We start from the raw sequence: 18,464 nt of genomic DNA, 5'->3' as shown, positions 1-18,464 counted from the left end.
CGCCGGCGCCGACCGGTCTAGTCCGAACCCTCCCGCGAGGGCGGCAGAGGTGGCTCGGCTTCCGGCCGTCCAGGATCTGGCCCGCGGTACCGCTCCGCCTGCTCCCCCGCGGTGTCCGGGGCGAGGCGGCAACGCAGCGACTCGGCGTCTCGTTTGCTCACCCCACCGGCCCGGATCGTGTTCACCGCGATGATGGTGACGTCCTTCGCCACATTGATGCCGTCGACGCCCAAGCCGCTGGTCAGCGCCGCCTGGGCCAGGCTGAGGGCCGACAACGCGGCCTGCTGGGAACGGGACGGCCGGCCGGCGGGCAGTGCCCGGCCCGCTCCGACGTACCGCACCGCGTCGGCGAGGCACCGCACGGCCTCGGCGAGCGACGGCGGCACGGGCTCGTTGGCCCGGATGGCGCTTTCCAGCTTGAGCGCGACGTCACGACTCTGCAGCAGGCAGCGCAGCATCAGCTTGGCGCCGCGCCGCCAGCCGTTCAACGAGTTGCGGTCGTGCCACCGGAGCGGCGAGATGTGCACGACCTCGACGGCGGCCGACAGCGCGGTCTCGACGTCCGACGTGTCGAGCTGGCGCAGCGTGTCAAGGACCTGCTTGGCCAGGTCGGCATCCCGTGTCCGGGCCGCGTCGGCGATCCGCTCCAGCTGGGTGGCGGTCTTGTCGAGCAACGGCCGGCCGGCCCGCCGGATGCGGTGGATCGGGTGCAGGGGCAGCACCACGACCGCGACCAGGACGCCCACCGTCCCGCCGACGACTCCGTCCAGGAAGCGCGGCAGCGCGACATCGGGGCTGGCGGGGAAGAGTACGGCGATCACCATCGCGCTGCCGCCCACCTGGGTGATGAACGAACCCTCGCCGCTGAAAAAGACCGCGAAGAGGATGGCGACGGCGACGATGACGCCGACCTGCACGTATCCGCGCCCGAGCCAGGAGACCAGCAGGTCGCCCAGGGTGATGCCCACCGCCACGCCGACGACCAGCAGCAGCGTACGGCGAAGGCGCTGGCTCACCGAGCTGGCGATGCTGCCGACCGCGACGGCCGGCGCGAACAGTGGCTGCGGGTTGTTGATCAGATCCTTCGCGACCCACCAGGCGACGGCGGCGGCCACCCCGCACTGCGCCGCCAGGAGCGCGCTCAACCTCAGGCGCAGCAGCCGCTCCCGCACTGGGGCGCCGCCGGTGCGACGCATCGCCGCCCAGGCCGCGTCGACCGCTTCGTGGTCGCTGCGCCCGGAGCCGCGTGACGGCCCACGCCTCATGGGGCGATCGTAGTGATGTCAGCCCATTCTCCAGCCCGCTTCCGGAGACCTCGATGGATGGGGCTTCACTCCCCGTCCGTCAGGCGGCGGCGCAGCGTCAGCTCGGTCCCGGCGTCCGTCCGGGTCACGGTCAGCTCGCCGAGCGCCTGGATCAGCGCCAGCCCCCGGCCCCGGAAGGTCGATCCGCTCGACTCCCGCCAGTGGCCGCTGTCCCGGACGGTGGCGGTCACCGTGCCGTCGGCGATGGTGACGTCGACTTCGATCACCGGCTCCGCCGGGGACACCGGGTGCTCGATGGCGTTCGCGGCCGCCTCGGAGACCGCGACGGTCAGGTCGAACAGGTCGTTCTCGCCGACCTGGTGGGCGACGAGGAAGTTCTCCAGCCGCTTGCGCAGCACGCTGAGCCGGGTCGGGTCGGCGGGCAGCCGCAGGCTGAACCGGTTCAACTCGGCCGCCTCCAGCGCCAGCACCGCCACGTCGTCGTGCCGGGTCCGCCCGGACACCCGCCGCACCACCGCGTCGACCAGGTCGGACACGTGCCCGGCCCGGGCGGTCGCGTCCGACCGGAGCTGGTCCAGGCCGGCGTCGATGCCGATGCGGCGGTCCTCGATCAGGCCGTCGGTGTAGAGCAGCAGCCGCTCGCCGGGCGTCAGGTCGCCCTCGATGGTCCGGTACTCGGTCTGGGGGATCGCGCCGATCGGCGGGCCGAGGGCCCGGTCGTGCAGGAACGTCACGTCGGCGCCCCGGACCAGCAGCGGCGACGGGTGGCCGGCGCTGGCGTAGCGCAGCCGGCCGGTGCGCGGCGAGAACCAGAGGCAGACCACGGTGGCGAAGGAACCGCCCTCGGTGGAGCAGACCAGGTGGTTGAGGCGGGTCAGCGCCCCGCCCGGGTCGAAGCCCTCCAGCACGTACGCGCGCAACGCGTTGCGGAGCTGGCCCATCGCGGCGGCGGCCCGGACGCCCTTGCCGACCACGTCGCCGATCACCAGCACCAGCTCGTCGTCGGGGGCGCGGATCACGTCGTACCAGTCGCCGCCGATCTCGACGTCGGCGCTGCCCGGCAGGTAGCGGCTGGCCACCACGGCGCCGGGCAGCTGCGGCAGCGTACGCGGCAGCAGGCTGTGCTGCAGCGTGGTGGCGATCCGGTGCTCGGCCTCGTAGAGCTGGGCGTTCTCCAGCCGCACGCCGACCAGCCGGGCCAGCTCGGTGAGCGCCGCCTGTTCGGTGCCGCCGCCCTCCCGGCGCCAGACCCGCAGCTCGCCGAGCTGCTCGTCGGTGGTGCCGGTCAGTGGCAGCACTACCGACGGCTCGGTGGAGACATCCCCGCCGCCGTCCGCCTCGTAGCGCGCACCGGTGGCGGTGACCACCACCCGGCCGGCCTCGGCCAGGCTGAGCGCGTGCCGCGCCGCGACCTGCATCACGTCGGCGGTGGACCGGGCGGTGTTGACCGCCACGGCGGCGTCGGCGAGCGCCCGCAGCCGGCGGATGATCTGCCCGCGGAGCTGGCCCAGCTCCACGTTGGCCCGGACCCGGGCGATCAGCTCCTGGCTGGAGAAGGGCTTGGTGAGGTAGTCGTCCGCGCCGACCGCCAGCCCGGCGACCTCCTCGGCCGCGCCGGCCCGGGCGCTGAGCAGCACGATCGGCACGTGCCGGGTGGCCGGGTTCGCGCGCAGCGCGGTGACCAGCCCGAAGCCGTCCAGCCGGGGCATCATCACGTCGGTCAGCACCAGGTCGAACGGGGCGTCGACGGCCAACCGCAGCGCCTCCACCCCGTCCGGCACGGCGACCACCTCGTACGCCGGTGAGAGCAGCCGGCTGACGTGCTCGCGCAGGTCCGCGTTGTCGTCGACGACCAGGATCCGGCCCGAGCCCGCCGCGGTGCCGGTCGCCGCCGGCAGGCCGGACGGCCGGCTCACCTCGTCGGTCCAGAGCGTGGTCTCGGCGACGTAGAGCCGGGCCTGTTCCGGCTCGCGCAACGGCACCGGGGCGAGCGCCGACACCCGCTCCGCGGGCAGGTGGCCGTAGCCGAAGGGGATCGTCACGGTGAAGGTGGTGCCCTCGTCGACGACGCTGTCCGCCCGGACCGTGCCGCCGTGCATCTCGACCAGCTCGCGGACCAGGGCCAGGCCGATGCCGGTGCCCTCGTAGGTGCGGGCGCGGGAGCCGGGCACCCGGTGGAAGCGCTCGAAAACCTGCGGCAGCTGCTCCGGCGGGATGCCGACGCCGGTGTCACGCACCGTCAGCACCGCGGCGCCCTCGCGGGCCCGGACCATGACCTCGATCTCCCCGTCGAAGGTGAACTTCACGGCGTTGGAGAGCAGGTTGAGCACGATCTTCTCCCACATGTCCCGGTCCGCGTAGACGGGCGCGGGCAGCGGCGGGCAGTCCACCACGAGGCGCAGCCCGGCCCGCTCGGTGACCGAGCGGAAGGTGCTGGCCAGCCGGGCCGTGAAGTCGGCCAGGTCGGTGGGCTGGTAGCGGGCGGTCAACCGCCCGGACTCCAGCCGGGAGAAGTCCAGCACGGTGTTGACCAGCTTGAGCAGGCGCAGCGCGTTGCGGTGCATCATGGTCAACCGCTCGAGGTACGCCGGCGGCAGCGCCGGGTCGGCGAGCAGGTCCTCCAGCGGGCCGAGGACCAGGGTGAGCGGGGTCCGGAACTCGTGGCTGACGTTGGCGAAGAAGTTGGTCTTGGCCTGGTCCAGGGCGGCCAGCTCGGCGGCCCGGGCGCGCTCCTGCTCGTACGCCCGCTGCTTGCCGACGGCCCGGGAGACCTGGGCGGCGACCAGGTCGATGAAGTCGCGGTAGTCGTCGGTGAAGGGCAGCCGGCGGGCCACCCCGAGCAGCAGCACCCCGGCCGGCTCGTTGGTGGCGGCCAGCGGCAGCACCAGGGCCCGGTCGGCGGCGTCCGGCGGCACCTGGCCGAGCACGTCGGCGACCGACACCCAGTACGCCCCGTCCGGGGTCGACCCGTCGCCCGCCGGGGGCGGTCCCCCGGCGACCGGGCCGGCCCCGATCCCGGCGCAGCCGGCCAGCACCGGCGTACCCGTCGAGTCGTGCAGCCAGACGGCGCTGAACGGCACGTCGGCGCGGTGAGCGTCGAGCACCCGGGCGACCGCCCGGCCCAGCTCCACGCTGCCCTGCACGTCGGCCAGTTCGGTGCCCAGTTCGGCGAGGGCGCGCAGCCGGCGCTCGCCGAGCACCCGGCCGGTCGTCTCGTTGACGAAGCAGAACACGCCGTTGACGCTGCCGTCGGCCTCCCGGATCGGGTCGTACGAGATGTCGAAGTAGACGTCCTCCAGGAAGCCGTGCCGGTTGAGCAGGAACGGGTGGTTCTCGCCGCGGTACGGCTCGCCGGTGCGGCGTACCCCCTCCAGCAGCGGTCCGAGCACGTCCCAGGTCTCCGCCCAGTACTGCCGGGCGGGCTGGCCGATCACCGCCGGGTGCTTGTCCCCGATGGTGGGCCGGTAGGCGTCGTTGTAGAAGGCCAACTGCTCCTCGCCCCAGAAGAGCACGATCTGGGCCCGGGACGAGAGCATGGTGCTGACCGCGTGGCCGAGCGCCGCGGGCCAGGTGTCCGGGGTGCCGAGCGCGCTGGTGGACCAGTCGAAGCCGCTTAGCCGTTCGCCCATCTCACCACCGGCGGCGAACGCCGCGGCGAGCAGCGCCGGTAGCGGTGCATCCCCAGTCCCCGAGGACGAACGACGGACGTCCCCGCCCCCCTGGGCCGAGCCCATGCAGCCTCCCGATCCGGGCAGTTCACGACGACCGGCAGGTGCGCCGGTCGTCCCCGCCTCCTACCCCGGCGAACGAGCAACGTAACGCATGGCGGCCGGGGGGCGCTGATTACCTCCGCCTCATCCTGGCGCAACCGCCGCCAGGCGGCGAATCGAGCGGGCACACCGACACGAGGCCGTCAGCGCCGGTGTCCGGACGGCAGCCGGTGAAGGCGGCCGCGCCCGGCTCCGGCGCGGCCCCCGGGTGTGATCCCGGCTACACCGGACCGTCCCGCCCGCCGGCGGCGCGGACCAGGGCGGCCACCGGGCGGGGATCCGGATCGTGTTCCGGATGCCACTGCACCCCGAGCAGGAAGCGCCGCCGCGGATCCTCGAGCGCCTCCACCACGCCGTCGTCGGCCCACCCGGTCACCACCAGGCCGCCCGGATCGGCCACCCCCTGATGGTGGTACGAGTTGACCCGGTCCACCCCGGCCATCACCCGCCCGGCCAAGGTGCCCGGGGCGAACCGGACCGGGTGCGAGCCGTACACCCCGGGGGCGGGGCGGTGGCCGTCGTGACCGAGCACGTCGGGCAGGTGCTGGTGCAGCGCGCCGCCGTGCGCGACCGCGAGCAGCTGCATCCCCCGGCAGACGCCGAGCACCGGCAGGTCGGCCTCGAGCGCGCCGGTCAGCAGGGTCAGCTCCCCGGCGTCCCGGTCCGGCCGGCTCTCGGTGCGCGGGTCGGGCGGCGAGCCGTACCGCTCCGGGCCGACGTCGGCGCCGCCGGCCAGCAGCAGCCCGTCCAGCACCCGGAGCACGTCGGCGTCGGTGTCGTCGGGCGGCAGCACCACGGCCCGCCCGCCGGCCGCGGTCACCGCCCGGACGTACGCCCGGGGCACCAGCACCGCCGGCACGTCGCGCCACACCGCCCAGCCGGCCGGCTCGGCGTACGCGGTGATCCCGATCAGCGGCCGGCTCACCGTGCCGAAACCGTTCGCGACCGCGGGGCTCGCAACTCCGGCTCACTCCTCGCGCTCACCGGGCTGAAACCGTTCGCGACCGCGGGGCTCGCAACCCCGGCTCACTCCTCGCGCTCACCGGGCCGGCCCTCACAGGGGGGTCACGTAGGCGCCGGTGATCCCGCCGTCGACCACGAACTGCGCGGCGGTCATGAACGAGGCGTCGTCGCTGGCCAGGAAGGCGACCGCGGCGGCGATCTCCTCGGGGTTGCCGAACCGGCCCATCGGCACGTGCACCAGGCGGCGGGCGGCCCGCTCCGGGTCCTTCGCGAACAGCTCCAGCAGCAGCGGGGTGGCGACCGGGCCGGGGCAGAGCGCGTTGACCCGGATGCCCTCCCGGGCGAACTGCACACCCAGCTCCCGGGTCATCGCCAGCACCCCGCCCTTGCTGGCGGTGTACGCGATCTGCGAGGTGGCCGCGCCCATCAACGCCACGAACGAGGCGGTGTTGATGATCGAGCCCTTGCCCTGCCGGCGCATGTGCGGGATGGCGTACTTGCAGCACAGGTAGACGCTCGTGGTGTTGACCCGCAGCACCCGCTCCCAGGCGTCCAGCCCGGTCTCCAGGATGGAGTCGTCGTCCGGCGGCGAGATGCCGGCGTTGTTGAACGCCACGTCCACCCGGCCGTGCCGGCGCGCCACCCCGTCGAAGAGGTCCCGCACCGCCGCCTCGTCGGACACGTCGACGGCGACGAACTCGCCGCCGACCTCGTCGGCCGCCCGGGCGCCGGCGTCGGCGTCGATGTCCACGCAGACCACCCGCGCCCCTTCGGCGGCGAAGCGGCGCACGGTGGCCAGCCCGATCCCGCTGCCCGCGCCGGTCACCACCGCTACCCGGTCCGTCAGTCGACCCTGCACTCTGCTCACTCCTCCGTGCTGATGAACACGTTCTTGACGTCGGTGAACGCGTGCAACGCGTCCGGACCGAGCTCCCGGCCGAGGCCGGAGCGCTTCATCCCGCCGAACGGGGTCCAGTAGCGCACCGAGGAGTGCGAGTTGACGCTGAGGTTGCCGGCCTCGACCGCCCGGGCCACCCGGACCGCCCGGCCCACGTCCCGGGTCCAGATCGAGCCGGAGAGGCCGTACTCGGTGTCGTTGGCCAGCCGGATCGCGTCGGCCTCGTCGTCGAACGGCAGCACCGAGACCACCGGGCCGAAGATCTCCTCCCGCCAGTGCCGGTCCACCGGGGAGTCGGCGAGCAGCACCGTCGGCGCGTACCAGAAGCCGGGGCCGTCCGGGCGGGTGCCGGTGAAGGCCACCGTCGCCCCGTCGACGTACCCGGCGACCCGGTCCCGGTGCCCGGCGGAGATCAGCGGGCCCATCTCGGCGGTCTCGGCGGCCGGGTCCTCGACCCGGAACGCCCGCACGGCCGGTTCGAGCAGTTCCAGGAAGCGGTCGTACACCGGGCGCTGGGCCAGGATCCGGGACCGGGCGCAGCAGTCCTGGCCGGCGTTGTCGAAGACCGCGTACGGCGCGGTGGCCGCCGCCCGCTCCAGGTCGGCGTCGGCGAAGACCAGGTTCGCCGACTTGCCGCCCAGTTCGAGGGTCACCCGCTTCACCTGCGCGGCGCAGCCGGCCATGATCCGGGTACCGACTTCGGTGGAGCCGGTGAAGCAGACCTTGCGCACCGCCGGGTGGGTGACGAAGCGCTCGCCCACCACGCTGCCCGGCCCGGGCAGGACGGTGAACACGCCCTCCGGCAGGCCGGCCTCCAGGGCCAGCTCGGCCAGGCGCAGCGCGGTCAGCGGGGTCAGCTCGGCCGGTTTGAGCACGACGGTGTTGCCGGCCGCGAGGGCCGGGGCGAACCCCCAGCCGGCGATCGGCATCGGGAAGTTCCACGGCACGATCACCCCGACCACGCCGAGCGGCTCGTGGAAGGTGACGTCGAGCCCGCCGGGCACCGGGATCTGCCGGCCGGTCAGCCGCTCCGGCGCGCCCGCGTAGTAGTCGAGCACGTCGCGGACGTTGCCCGCCTCCCAGCGCGCGTTGCCGATGGTGTGCCCGGCGTTGCGCACCTCCAGCAGCGCCAGCTCCTCCCGGTGCGCGTCCACGGCGGCGGCGAAGCGCCGCAGCAGCCGGGCCCGGTCCCCCGGCGCCACCCGCCGCCACGACTCGAAGGCCCGCCCGGCCCGCCCGATCGCTTCATCCACCTCACCAGCGGACGTCCCGGCGACCCGTGCGAGCACCTCCCCGGTGGCCGGATTCCACACCTCACCCGACCCCGCTCCCCCTGTGGTCGATGCAGCGGCGGGAGGCTGCGGGGATGGGTCAGAGGCGTTCGAAGCCACGGGTGAGCTCCCAGTCGGTGACCGCGGCGTCGAAGGCGGCGAGCTCCACCCGGGCCTGGTTGGCGTAGTGCGCGACGACCTCCTCGCCGAAGGCGTCCCGGGCCACCGCCGAGTCCTGCCAGAGGGCGAGAGCGTCACGGAGCGTGCCGGGGACCCGCTGGGCGTCGGCGTCGTCGTAGGCGTTGCCGGTGCACTCGTCGCCCGGCTCCAACTCCTGCTCGATGCCGTGCACCGCCCCGGCCACCAGCGCGGCGATCGCCAGGTACGGGTTGACGTCCGCCCCGGGCACCCGGTTCTCCACCCGCATCCCCTGGCCGTGGCCGACCAGCCGCAGCGCGCAGGTGCGGTTGTCGGTGCCCCAGCGCAGCGCCGTCGGGGCGAACGAGCCCGGCTGGTACCGCTTGTAGGAGTTGATGTTCGGTGCGAACAGGATGCTGAACTCCCGCATGGTGGCGAGCAGCCCGGCCAGCACCCGCTGCCCGGTCACGCTCAGCTGCGCCGGCCCGTCGCCCAGCATCGCGGACGAGCCGGCGGCGTCGCGCAGCGAGAAGTGGATGTGGCAGGAGTTGCCCTCCCGCTCGTTCGGCTTGGCCATGAACGTGATCGACATGCCCTCCTGGGCGGCGATCTCCTTCGCCCCGTTCTTGTAGATCACGTGGTGGTCGGCGCAGCGCACCGCCTCGTCGTAGCGGAAGGCGATCTCGTGCTGGCCGAGGTTGCACTCGCCCTTGGCGCTCTCCGGGGTCAGTCCCGCGCCGGCCATCTCCCGGCGGATCCGGCGCAGCAGCGGCTCGACCCGGGCGGTGCCGAGCAGCGAGTAGTCCACGTTGTACTGGTTGGCCGGGGTCAGGTCGCGGTAGCCGCGCCGCCACGCCTCCTCGTACGAGTCGCGGTAGAGCACGAACTCCAGCTCGGTGCCGGCGTACGCGGTCAGCCCGTGCGCGGCCAGCCGGTCGAGCTGGCGGCGCAGGATCTGCCGGGGCGAGGCGACGACCGGGCCGGAGCCGTCCAGCCACTCCAGGTCCGCCAGGAGCAGGGCGCTACCCGGCTGCCACGGCACCCGGCGCAGCGTGTCCAGGTCGGGTTTCATGGCGAAGTCGCCGTAGCCCCGCTCCCAGCTCGACATCGCGTACCCGTCGACGGTGTTCATGTCGACGTCCACGGCGAGCAGGTAGTTGCAGCCCTCGCTGCCGTGCCCGACCACCTGGTCGAGGAAGTACGGGGCGTGGAACCGTTTGCCCTGCAGGCGCCCCTGCATGTCGGTGAGGGCGAGCACCACCGTGTCGATATCGCCCTCGGCGACGGCGACGCGCAACTGTTCCAGCGTGAGCGGGGCTCTTGTCATCGGCGCGCCTCCATCACCAAGGTCTACTGGCAGAACCGGATCACCGTCAATGCCCCCTGCGGCCACCGTCGCAAACGCGATCGGCCGGGAGCCGCAGCCGCGCCGTCCATCGATCGCGCACTTGCGGCCTGCCGCGGCCTAGTCTTGACCGATGGACACACCGGCCCGCACACCTCGGGTGCTCGTGCTCGGACTGGATCCGTACCGGGTGCCCGGGCCCTGGGACCCCAAGCCGGTGGCAGACGGCATCGAAGCCGGCCGGCGCCGCTTCACGGAACACGGCGTGGCGGCCGAATTCTGCCTGGTCGGTCTCGACGGCAGCGACGACATACCGGCCGTCGTCACCGCCGCGCTCCGGGCGCACCCCTGGGAGTGCGTCGTCATCGGCGGGGGTGTCCGCAATCAGCTGGACCTGTTCGAACGCGTGGTCAACCTGGTCCACCGGCATGCGCCCGGGGCCGCGATCGCCTTCAACACCACCCCGACGGACACCTTCGAGGCAGCCGCCCGCTGGGTGCGGATGCCCGGCTGACCGCCCGTGCCCCCGCATCCGGCGGGCCCGACGGCCAGCGTCGATCACGCCTCCGGCGACCGCCGGACGCGCCGCCCGCCGCCGGCCCCGCGAGGTGGTGAGCCGGCGGCGGGCACGGGTCAGGCCGGCTCGTCGGCCGGCGCGGCGTCCGCGGCCGGTCGCGGCCCCGGCACATCGACGGTACGGCGGGGGCCGACGAACCACTTCCGCGCCGAGGCGTACCACCAGACCGCCACGCCGAGCAGCACCCCGCCGACGGCGAGCGGCGCGTAGTTCACCGCCGTCCAGGTGAAGTCGGCGTTTCCCGGCACGCCACCCGGCACGATGGGCAGCACGAAGTAGATCGAGATGATCGCGATCTCGAGCACCGCGATCCAGCCGAGCAGCCGGTACCGGCGCCCCAGCGTCCACGGGCCGGCGACGAACCGGTCGCCCATCCGCAGCCGCAGGAAGATCGGGATGAGGAAGGAGAGGTAGAGCCCGATCACCGCCACCGACACCACCGCGTAGAAGGCGACCGGGATGCCGGCCTTCTGGTAGAGCGCGGGCAGGGTGAGCACCAGCCCGGCCAGGGTCGCCCCGATGATCGCGTTGACCGGGGTGCCGTTGCGGTCCACCCGGGACCAGAGCCGCCAGCCCGGCACCGCCCGGTCCCGGCTGAACGCGTACGCCATCCGGGACATCGAGGTCACGCAGCTCATCCCGCAGAAGAACTGGCCGATGGTGGAGATGATGATGACGGCCTTGAAGAAGAACGGCGTCAGCGCGGTCTCGAAGATCGCGCCGGAGAAGCCGCCGGCCTCGTTGATCGCGTCCACGTCGGTGGCCGCGAAGAGGAAGGCCAGCAGCAGGATCCAGCCGCCCACCGCCGAATAGAAGATCGACCGCCACAGCCCTTGCGCGGCGGCCTTCGAGGCGCCCCGGGTCTCCTCGGAGACGTGCGCGCAGGCGTCGAAGCCGGTGATCGTGTACTGGGTGAGCAGGAAGCCCAGCGGCAGCACGTAGAACCAGAAGGTCAGCCCGCCGGTGTCGCCGTCGCCGAAGCCGGAGTTGTTGAACCGCTCGGTGAAGACGAACTGGAAGCTCTGGTGCCGGTCGGGGACCAGGAGCAGGATCAGCACCACGGCGGCCGCGCCGGCCACGTGCCACCAGACCGAGACGTTCTGGAGTACGTCGATGACGCGGTGCCCGTAGATGTTGATCAGCCCGTGCAGGGCCAGGATCACCACGAACAGCCCGAACGTCTGGTGCGCGGTGCCGGCCCACCCGTCGAAGAGCGCGGAGAGGGTCAGGTTGAGGAAGGTGGCGCAGCCGTAGTCGACCGAGGCGGTCACCGCGACCAGGCCGATCAGGTTGAGCCAGCCGGTGAACCAGCCGTGCACGGGCCGGCCCATGGTGGCCGCCCACCAGTAGATGCCGCCGGCCGTCGGGTACGCCGACACCAGCTCGGCCATGCAGAAACCGATGATCAGGATGAACAGGGAGATCAAGGGCCAGCCCCAGGAGACCGCGACCGGGCCGCCGTTGTTCCACGCCTGGCCGAAGGTGGTGAAGCAGCCGGCCAGGATCGAGATGATCGAGAACGAGATGGCGAAGTTGGAGAAGCCGCTCCACTTGCGGTGCAGCTCCTGCTTGTAGCCGAGTTCGGCGAGCCGTCGGGCGTCGTCGTCCATCGGTTGCTCGGCGGTCGGCGCGGGCGTCGTGGCCACTGCACACCTCCTGGAGGTGGATCCCCGGTACGAGTGCTCGCAGTGTGAGCCGGGTGATCAGGCCGGTCAATACGTCACCGGTGGGGATCCTCCCGCCGCCAGGGCAAATTGCGTTGCCGCCACGGCCCGGTCCGGCGCATCCTTGAGCCTGTGACCAGGCCCGATCGCGACGGGCCTCCACCGGGCGCTCGGCACCGCCCGGTCCGCGGCGGCGCGGGGCGTCCACCTCTCTCTCACTCAGGTACCGCGGTTTCGCCGTACCCCCGGACGCCCGCGCCGTCGCTCCCCACCCGTCGATCGCGCACACCAGGCCCGGCACGGCGACGTCGACCGGCCCGGCGTAGCCGCGCCGGCGGGGCGCCGCCCCGACCCGGTCAGGCGAACAGCAGCCCGACCACCCAGAGCGCCGCGATGACCAGGCCGGCGAAGAACTCGACCAGCATGGACAGCCCGGCCGCCTTGAGCGCCTGCATGGTGGCCGGCCAGGCGAGCTGGTGGCTGCCCAGCCGCAGCCGTTCGGCGCCCCAGATCCCGCCCACGAAGCCGATCGGCAGGCCGACCACCGGGATCACGAAGAACCCGACCAGCCCGAGCAGGCCGCCGGCCAGCAGGGACGACGTGGGCACCCCGGTGCGTTTCAGGTTCCGCCCCGGCCAGAGGTACTTCACCACGGTGCCGCCGGCGGCGACCACCGTGGCGGCGGCCAGCACCGCCCAACGGGCCGGGCCGGCGTCGCTGAACAGCGCCCACACCAGCACTCCGCCCCAGCACAGCGGCAGCGCCGGCAGCCCGGGCACCACCACCCCGGCCAGCCCGGCCAGGATCGCCAGCGCGGCCACCACCGAGGCCACCGCCTGCGTGTCGGTCACACTCACCGTGCTCGTCACCCCCCTCTCCACCGGTGCGCGGGACGCCGGTCGACCGGACCGGTCGATCGGGCGGGCCGCCGCCACCGAAGCGTTGAGCCGGCTCCTTCCTTACCCCGCCAGCCGGGCGCGGATGTGGTCGGCGGGCACCGGGACGCCGAACCAGCGGCCCTGGCCGGTGTCACAGCGCAACGCCCGCAGCCGCTCGGCCTGCGCCTCGGTCTCCACCGCCTCGGCGGTGACCCACAGTTCCAGCGCGTGCGCCAACCGGACCAGCGCGTCGACGATCCGCTCGTCCCGGTGGTCGGCGGCGTCGTCGGCGCCGTCGGCCCGGATCCCCTCGACGAACGGGCCGGCCAGCTTCAGGCAGTGGATCGGCAGCCGCCGCAGGTACGCCAGGTTCGAGTACCCGGTGCCGAAGTCGTCGATGGCCAGCCGTATCCCGAGGTCGGCGAGGCAGCGCAGGGCGCGCAGCGGCTCCCCGGCGGTGCCCATGACGGCGCTCTCGGTCAGCTCCAGTTGCAGCAGCTCGGCGGGGAGGCCGGTGTGCTGCAGAGCCTCCGCGACCGTCTCCACGATCGCCGGATCGTCGGCCTGCCGGGCGGCCAGGTTGACGCTCACGATCACCCGGGTCCGCGGGTACGCCCGGTGCCAGCTCTCCGCGTCCCGGCAGGCCTGCTTGAGCACCCACGCGCCGAGCTGGACGATCAGCCCGGTCTCCTCGGCCAGCCCGATGAACCGGTCCGGGCCGATCAACCCCAGCTCGGGGTGCTGCCAGCGGACCAGCGCCTCCACCGCCACCAGCGACCGGTCGAGCAGGGACACGATGGGCTGGTAGTGCACCACGAACTCGCCCCGGTCCAGCGCGGCCGGCAGCCCCGCCGCCAGGGCGGAGCGGGCGATGTCGGCGGCGCTGCGTTCCGGGTCGTAGACGGCCCAGCGGCCCCGCCCTTCGGCCTTCGCCCAGTAGAGGGTGGTGTCGGCGGCCTTCATCAGCTCCGAGGCGCTGGTCTCCGCGGCCGGGCACTCCACGATGCCGATGCTGGCCGACACGGCGAGCTGCTGGTCCCCGACGTGCATCGGGGCGGAGACGGCGGCCAGCGCCAACTCGGCCACCTCCACCGCGTCGTCGAGGCCACCGTCGGAGTCGACCAGCACGACGAACTCGTCACCGCCCATCCGGGCCACCAGGTGACCCCGGCCGGCCACGCAGTCGGCCAGCCGCCGGGCGACCACCTTGAGCAGCCGGTCGCCGAGGTCGTGGCCGAGGCTGTCGTTGATCGCCTTGAAGCCGTCCAGGTCGATGAAGCAGAGCCCCACCCGCTGCTCCGGCCCGGCGCCCGCGAAGACCGCCGCGAGCGTCTCGAAGAACAGCGTACGGTTCGGCAACCCGGTCAGCGGGTCGTGGAGGGCCTGGAAACGCAGCCGCTGCTGGAGCTCGTACCGCTGGGTGATGTCCTCGATCATCGCCACGGTGAACCGGGGGCGGCCGTCGTCGTGCCGGATCAGCGACACGGCGAGGTCGGTCCAGACCACGCTGCCGTCCTTGCGGTGATAGCGCTTCTCCACCCGGACGCTGTCGTGCTTGCCCTCGATCAGCTCCTGGTACAGCTCCCACAGGCCGGCCGCGTCGTCGGCGTGGAACAGCGCCGCCACGTTGATCTCACGCAGCTCGTCGATGCGGTAGCCGAGCATGTCGGCGAACGACTGGTTGACGTCGATGATGGTGCCGTCGACGCCCGCGATGCCGATCCCGATCGCCGCCCCGGTGAAGACCGCCCGGAACCGGGCCTCGCTGTCCCGCAGCGCCTGCTCGACGGCGTCCCGGGCCTGCCACGCCGACCGGGCGATCCGCTCCTGCTGGCTGAACGTCCGGTCGCGCAGGGCCCGGGCGAAGCCGGCCGCCAGCGCCCCCTGCAGGGCGGCGATCCGCTCGCGCGCCTCGGACAGGTCCGCCTGGACGGGCAGCACCCAGGCCAGGAACCGGTCGGCGAGCGCCCGGACCGACCAGTCGAGCACAGCCGGCTCGGTGAGGTGCGCCTCCACCAGGGCCCGCCCGACGTCCTCGGCCGCGTCGGCGGAGAACGTCGGGGCGGCCAGCGCCTGGCCCAGCCGTACCGTGTGCACCAGCAGCAGCCGCTCGGTCTCGGCGGCGCTGAGCGGCACGAAGGCGATGCGGCGCACGGCCCGGGCCCATTCGGCGGCGTACGCCTGGGCGCCCGGCCGGCTGAACCCGCCCCCTTCGGGGTCCGGGGCGCGCATGTCGGCTCAGCCGGCAGCCCGGTCGTACCGGGCGACGCCGCCGAACGCCCCGAACCGCTCGGGGTGGTCGTCCACGTCGGACGGCGAGTCGGGCCGCCACAGCGGCATGTGCACGATGCCGGGTTCGAGCAGGGTCCAGTCGCCGAAGAAGCCGGTGATCTCGGCACGGGAGCGGAGCGTGATCTCGGTGGCGGTACGCGCCGAGAGCCGCTGCGCGTCGAGCATCTCCTGCGGCTGGTCCTCGAAGGTCGAGTGGGAGATGACCAGGAAGCTGCCCGGGGCGGCGGCGGAGCGGAGGGTGGCCAGGATGTCGGCGGGCCGGTCCTGGTCGGGGATGAAGTGCACCACCCCGGCGAGCAGGATGCCCAGCGGCCGGTCGAAGTCGATCAGGCCGCTGGCCCGGGCCTGGTCCAGGATCAGCTTCGGCTCGCGCAGGTCACCGTGGAGGGCGATGGCGCCGTCGTTGCCGGCGAGCAGTTCGCGGCTGTGCGCCACGGCGACCGGGTCGATGTCGACGTAGACGATCCGGGCCGCGGGGTTGGCGGCCTGGGCGACCTCGTGCACGTTGCCCACGGTGGGGATGCCCGAGCCGATGTCGAGGAACTGGTCGATGCCGGCGTCGAGCAGCACCCGTACGGCCCGGCGCAGGAACTCCCGGCCGGAGCGCATGGTGGCGGCCAGGTTCGGGGTCATGGCCGCGATCTGCTCGGCGAGTTGCCGGTCGATCTCGAAGTTGTGCGCGCCACCGAGGAAGTAGTCGTAGACCCGGGCCGCGCTGGGGCGGCTGAGGTCGATCTCGGTGGGAAGTCCGTCCGGCGTCTGCATCGCTCGGTCCCCCAGGTCGTCGCCGCGCCCGCCGGCCACCCCCGGGACCGACCCGCGCGCTCGTGTGATCGTGTGTTCCACACCACTCTATGCGCGCGTTCCCAGCTACGGGAGATCCACTTCTGGCGATCGGCTTGCCGGCCGAGCCGGATCCCGGACAGTTGCGTCCACGGATGGCGGCGAACGGTCCGGGACCCGCTAGGCGGACCTGCTCAGTCGGCGGCCTCGAGGAGCAGCGCGATGCCCTGACCGACGCCGATGCACATGGTGGCCAGCGCCCGACGGCCGCCGCGGCGGCGCAGCTCCAGGGCCGCGGTGAGGGCCAACCGGGCGCCGCTGGCGCCCAGCGGGTGGCCGAGGGCGATTGCCCCACCGTTCGGGTTGACGTGCTCGGCGTCCTCCGGCAGCCCCAACTCGCGCAGCACCGCCACGGACTGGGCGGCGAACGCCTCATTCAGCTCGATCACGTCGACGTCGGCGAGCGCCACGCCCCGCCGGTCGAGCAGCTTGCGGGTGGCCGGCACCGGCCCGATGCCCATGATCCGCGGCGGTACGCCGGCCGCCGCCGCCCCGCTCACCCGGGCCAGCGGGGTGAGGCCGTACCGGTCGACGGCGGCCGCGGAGGCGACCAGCAGCGCCACCGCGCCGTCGTTGACGCCGGAGGAGTTGCCGGCGGTCACCGTGCCACCGTCGCGGAACGGGGTGGGCAGCGCGGCGAGCTTCTCCAGCGAGGTCTCCCGCGGGTGTTCGTCGACCTCGACCAGCTTCGTCTCCCGCTTGCCGGCCGGCACGCTGACCGGCACGATCTCCTCGGCCAGCCGCCCGTCGGCCTGCGCCTTCGCGGCCCGCTGCTGGGAGCGGAGGGCGAACGCGTCCTGCGCGGCCCGGTCGACGTCGAAGTCGGCCGCCACGTTCTCCGCGGTCTCCGGCATCGAGTCGATGCCCCACTGCTTCTTCATCAGCGGGTTGACCAGCCGCCAGCCGATGGTGGTGTCGTACACCTCGGCGGTGCGGGCGAACGCGGTGGTGGCCTTCGGCATGACGAAGGGCGCCCGGCTCATGCTCTCCACCCCGCCGGCCACGACCAGGTCGGCCTCGCCCGCCACGATCGACCGGGCGGCGGTGGCCAGGGCGTCCAGGCCGGAGCCGCAGAGCCGGTTGACCGTGCTGCCCGGGACCTCCGCGGGCAGCCCGCCGAGCAGGGCCGCCATCCGGGCGACGTTCCGGTTGTCCTCGCCGGCCTGGTTGGCGCAGCCCAGGATCACGTCGTCGGTACGGGCCCAGTCGACCGACGGGTGGCGGGCGACCAGCTCGCGGATCACGTGGGCGGCCAGGTCGTCGGGGCGTACCCCGGCGAGGGCGCCGGCGTACCGGCCGATCGGGGTGCGGACTCCGGCGACGAGATATGCCACGGTCATGGTGCGGCGTCCTTCGGGGGTGGAAGGGGCTGGCGGTGGGTCGCCCGCCGGGTCACGGGGGCACCCGGCGCCAGGATATCCGCGCCTGGAACGGATAGGTTGACGGCATGGCCCGGGCCCAGTTCAGCGCAGAGACCGCCGGCAGCGGCGCCTTCGTCCGCCAGCCCAACCGGTTCACCGGTCGGGTCACCCCGCACTCCACCTCGCCGGAGGGCGGCGGCCCCGACGACCAGGGCCGCTGGCCGCTGGAGGCGGGCCGGTACCGGTTGATCTGGTGCCGGGCCTGCCCGTGGGCGCACCGGGCCCGGATCGTGCGCGGCCTGCTCGGCCTGGACGAGGTGATCTCGCTGGGCACCGTCGACCCGATCCGGGACGAGCGGGGCTGGCGGTTCAGCCTCGACCAGGACGGCTTCGACCCGGTGCTGGGCATCGGCTTCCTCAGCGACGCATACCTGGCCACCGACGCCGACTACACCGGCCGGGTGACGGTGCCCGCGCTGGTGGACACGCTGACCGGGCAGGTCGTCACCAATGACTACCCGCAGCTCACGCTGGATTTCTCCACCGAGTGGCGACGCTTCCACAAGCCGGGCGCGCCGGACCTCTACCCGGTCGAGCTGCGCCCGGAGCTCGACACGCTCATGGCCGACATCCACCGCGACGTGAACAACGGCGTCTACCGCTGCGGCTTCGCCACCTCACAGGAGGCGTACGACGAGGCCTACACGGCGCTCTTCGCCCGGCTGGACGCGTTGTCGGAGCGGCTGGCCGGCCGGCGCTACCTGATGGGCGAGCAGATCACCGAGGCGGACGTGCGGCTCTTCACCACGCTGGTCCGCTTCGACGTGGCGTACCACGGGCACTTCAAGTGCAACCGGCAGAAGCTCACCGAGATGCCGGTGCTGTGGGCGTACGCCCGCGACCTGTTCCAGACCCCGGGCTTCGGCGAGACGGTGGACTTCGACCACATCAAGCGGCACTACTACGCCACCCACGAGATGATCAACCCGAGCCGGATCGTGCCGCTCGGTCCGCACCTGTCCGGCTGGACCACGCCGCACGGGCGCGACTGATCCCCGCTCCCGACCCTCCCGCACCCCCCATCCGTCCCGCCCAGCCCTCCCGCACCCCCGTCCGCCCCTCCCAACCTCCCGCACCCCCGTCCGCCCCTCCCAACCTCCCGCACCCCCCGTCCGCCCCTCCCAACCTCCCGCACCCCC

At 73.4% G+C, this 18,464-nt stretch carries 12 protein-coding genes and 1 pseudogene; 2 read left to right on the top strand and 11 right to left on the bottom strand.

Features of this window, described 5'->3' with window-relative positions; all coding sequences use genetic code 11:
• Positions 1-17 precede the first annotated feature (17 nt).
• The 6 genes from LQ51_RS22530 to LQ51_RS22505 form a co-directional block, all read right to left on the bottom strand.
• Entirely contained in the window at positions 18-1,265 is a 1,248-nt protein-coding gene (locus tag LQ51_RS22530) for an FUSC family protein (RefSeq protein WP_082159590.1), read from the bottom strand.
• A gap of 65 nt (positions 1,266-1,330) precedes the next feature.
• Positions 1,331-4,999 carry a SpoIIE family protein phosphatase gene (locus LQ51_RS22525; protein ID WP_046568832.1) on the bottom strand — a complete coding sequence of 1,223 codons (3,669 nt, stop codon included), beginning with the start codon at positions 4,997-4,999 and terminating at the stop codon, positions 1,331-1,333.
• Positions 5,000-5,255: 256 nt separating this feature from the next.
• A complete protein-coding gene (locus tag LQ51_RS22520) occupies positions 5,256-5,960 on the bottom strand; it encodes a gamma-glutamyl-gamma-aminobutyrate hydrolase family protein (RefSeq protein WP_046568831.1) in 705 nt (234 codons plus the stop codon).
• Positions 5,961-6,089: 129 nt separating this feature from the next.
• Positions 6,090-6,857 carry a 3-oxoacyl-ACP reductase gene (locus tag LQ51_RS22515; protein WP_046568856.1) on the bottom strand — a complete coding sequence of 256 codons (768 nt, stop codon included), beginning with the start codon at positions 6,855-6,857 and terminating at the stop codon, positions 6,090-6,092.
• A 5-nt stretch (positions 6,858-6,862) separates the two neighbouring features.
• Positions 6,863-8,209, bottom strand: a complete 1,347-nt coding sequence (locus tag LQ51_RS22510) for an aldehyde dehydrogenase family protein (RefSeq protein ID WP_046568829.1) — start codon at positions 8,207-8,209, stop codon at positions 6,863-6,865.
• Positions 8,210-8,267: 58 nt separating this feature from the next.
• Entirely contained in the window at positions 8,268-9,632 is a 1,365-nt protein-coding gene (locus LQ51_RS22505) for a glutamine synthetase family protein (RefSeq protein WP_046568828.1), read from the bottom strand.
• A 151-nt stretch (positions 9,633-9,783) separates the two neighbouring features.
• Between LQ51_RS22505 and LQ51_RS22500 the strand changes: the two genes are divergently transcribed.
• The gene (locus LQ51_RS22500; protein WP_046568826.1) at positions 9,784-10,164 is read left to right on the top strand and encodes a hypothetical protein; all 381 of its coding nucleotides are present in this window, start codon (positions 9,784-9,786) and stop codon (positions 10,162-10,164) included.
• 119 nt (positions 10,165-10,283) lie between these two features.
• Here LQ51_RS22500 and LQ51_RS22495 read toward each other — a convergent pair whose 3' ends face one another.
• The 5 genes from LQ51_RS22495 to pcaF form a co-directional block, all read right to left on the bottom strand.
• Positions 10,284-11,873, bottom strand: a complete 1,590-nt coding sequence (locus LQ51_RS22495; protein ID WP_046568825.1) for an amino acid permease — start codon at positions 11,871-11,873, stop codon at positions 10,284-10,286.
• A 374-nt stretch (positions 11,874-12,247) separates the two neighbouring features.
• The gene (locus LQ51_RS22490) at positions 12,248-12,748 is read right to left on the bottom strand and encodes a DUF456 domain-containing protein (protein ID WP_046568854.1); all 501 of its coding nucleotides are present in this window, start codon (positions 12,746-12,748) and stop codon (positions 12,248-12,250) included.
• A gap of 102 nt (positions 12,749-12,850) precedes the next feature.
• On the bottom strand, positions 12,851-15,001 hold the full coding sequence (locus LQ51_RS22485; protein WP_046568823.1) for a putative bifunctional diguanylate cyclase/phosphodiesterase: 2,151 nt from the start codon (positions 14,999-15,001) through the stop codon (positions 12,851-12,853).
• 6 nt (positions 15,002-15,007) lie between these two features.
• Positions 15,008-15,826, bottom strand: a complete 819-nt coding sequence (locus tag LQ51_RS22480) for an SAM-dependent methyltransferase (protein WP_046568853.1) — start codon at positions 15,824-15,826, stop codon at positions 15,008-15,010.
• A 212-nt stretch (positions 15,827-16,038) separates the two neighbouring features.
• Positions 16,039-17,244 carry a 3-oxoadipyl-CoA thiolase gene (gene pcaF / locus LQ51_RS22475; protein ID WP_046568821.1) on the bottom strand — a complete coding sequence of 402 codons (1,206 nt, stop codon included), beginning with the start codon at positions 17,242-17,244 and terminating at the stop codon, positions 16,039-16,041.
• A gap of 107 nt (positions 17,245-17,351) precedes the next feature.
• On the opposite strand from pcaF, the pseudogene LQ51_RS22470 reads away from it, so the two are divergent.
• Positions 17,352-18,382, top strand: a pseudogene (locus tag LQ51_RS22470) (glutathione S-transferase family protein); the annotation flags it as partial.
• Between the last annotated feature and the right edge of the window lie 82 nt (positions 18,383-18,464).

The sequence above is a fragment of the Micromonospora sp. HK10 genome, from assembly GCF_000982955.1.
Taxonomy (GTDB): domain Bacteria; phylum Actinomycetota; class Actinomycetes; order Mycobacteriales; family Micromonosporaceae; genus Micromonospora.
Note: the sequence above shows the minus strand (reverse complement) of the source record. Positions and strands in the feature narration are given on the sequence as shown.

Coding starts and splice junctions, on each gene's coding strand:
- LQ51_RS22530 (WP_082159590.1), bottom strand. CDS start 1,265: ATGAGGCGTGGGCCGTCACGCGGCTCCGGGCGCAGCGACCACGAAGCG.
- LQ51_RS22525 (WP_046568832.1), bottom strand. CDS start 4,999: ATGGGCTCGGCCCAGGGGGGCGGGGACGTCCGTCGTTCGTCCTCGGGG.
- LQ51_RS22505 (WP_046568828.1), bottom strand. CDS start 9,632: ATGACAAGAGCCCCGCTCACGCTGGAACAGTTGCGCGTCGCCGTCGCC.
- LQ51_RS22500 (WP_046568826.1), top strand. CDS start 9,784: ATGGACACACCGGCCCGCACACCTCGGGTGCTCGTGCTCGGACTGGAT.
- LQ51_RS22485 (WP_046568823.1), bottom strand. CDS start 15,001: ATGCGCGCCCCGGACCCCGAAGGGGGCGGGTTCAGCCGGCCGGGCGCC.
- LQ51_RS22480 (WP_046568853.1), bottom strand. CDS start 15,826: ATGCAGACGCCGGACGGACTTCCCACCGAGATCGACCTCAGCCGCCCC.
- pcaF (WP_046568821.1), bottom strand. CDS start 17,244: ATGACCGTGGCATATCTCGTCGCCGGAGTCCGCACCCCGATCGGCCGG.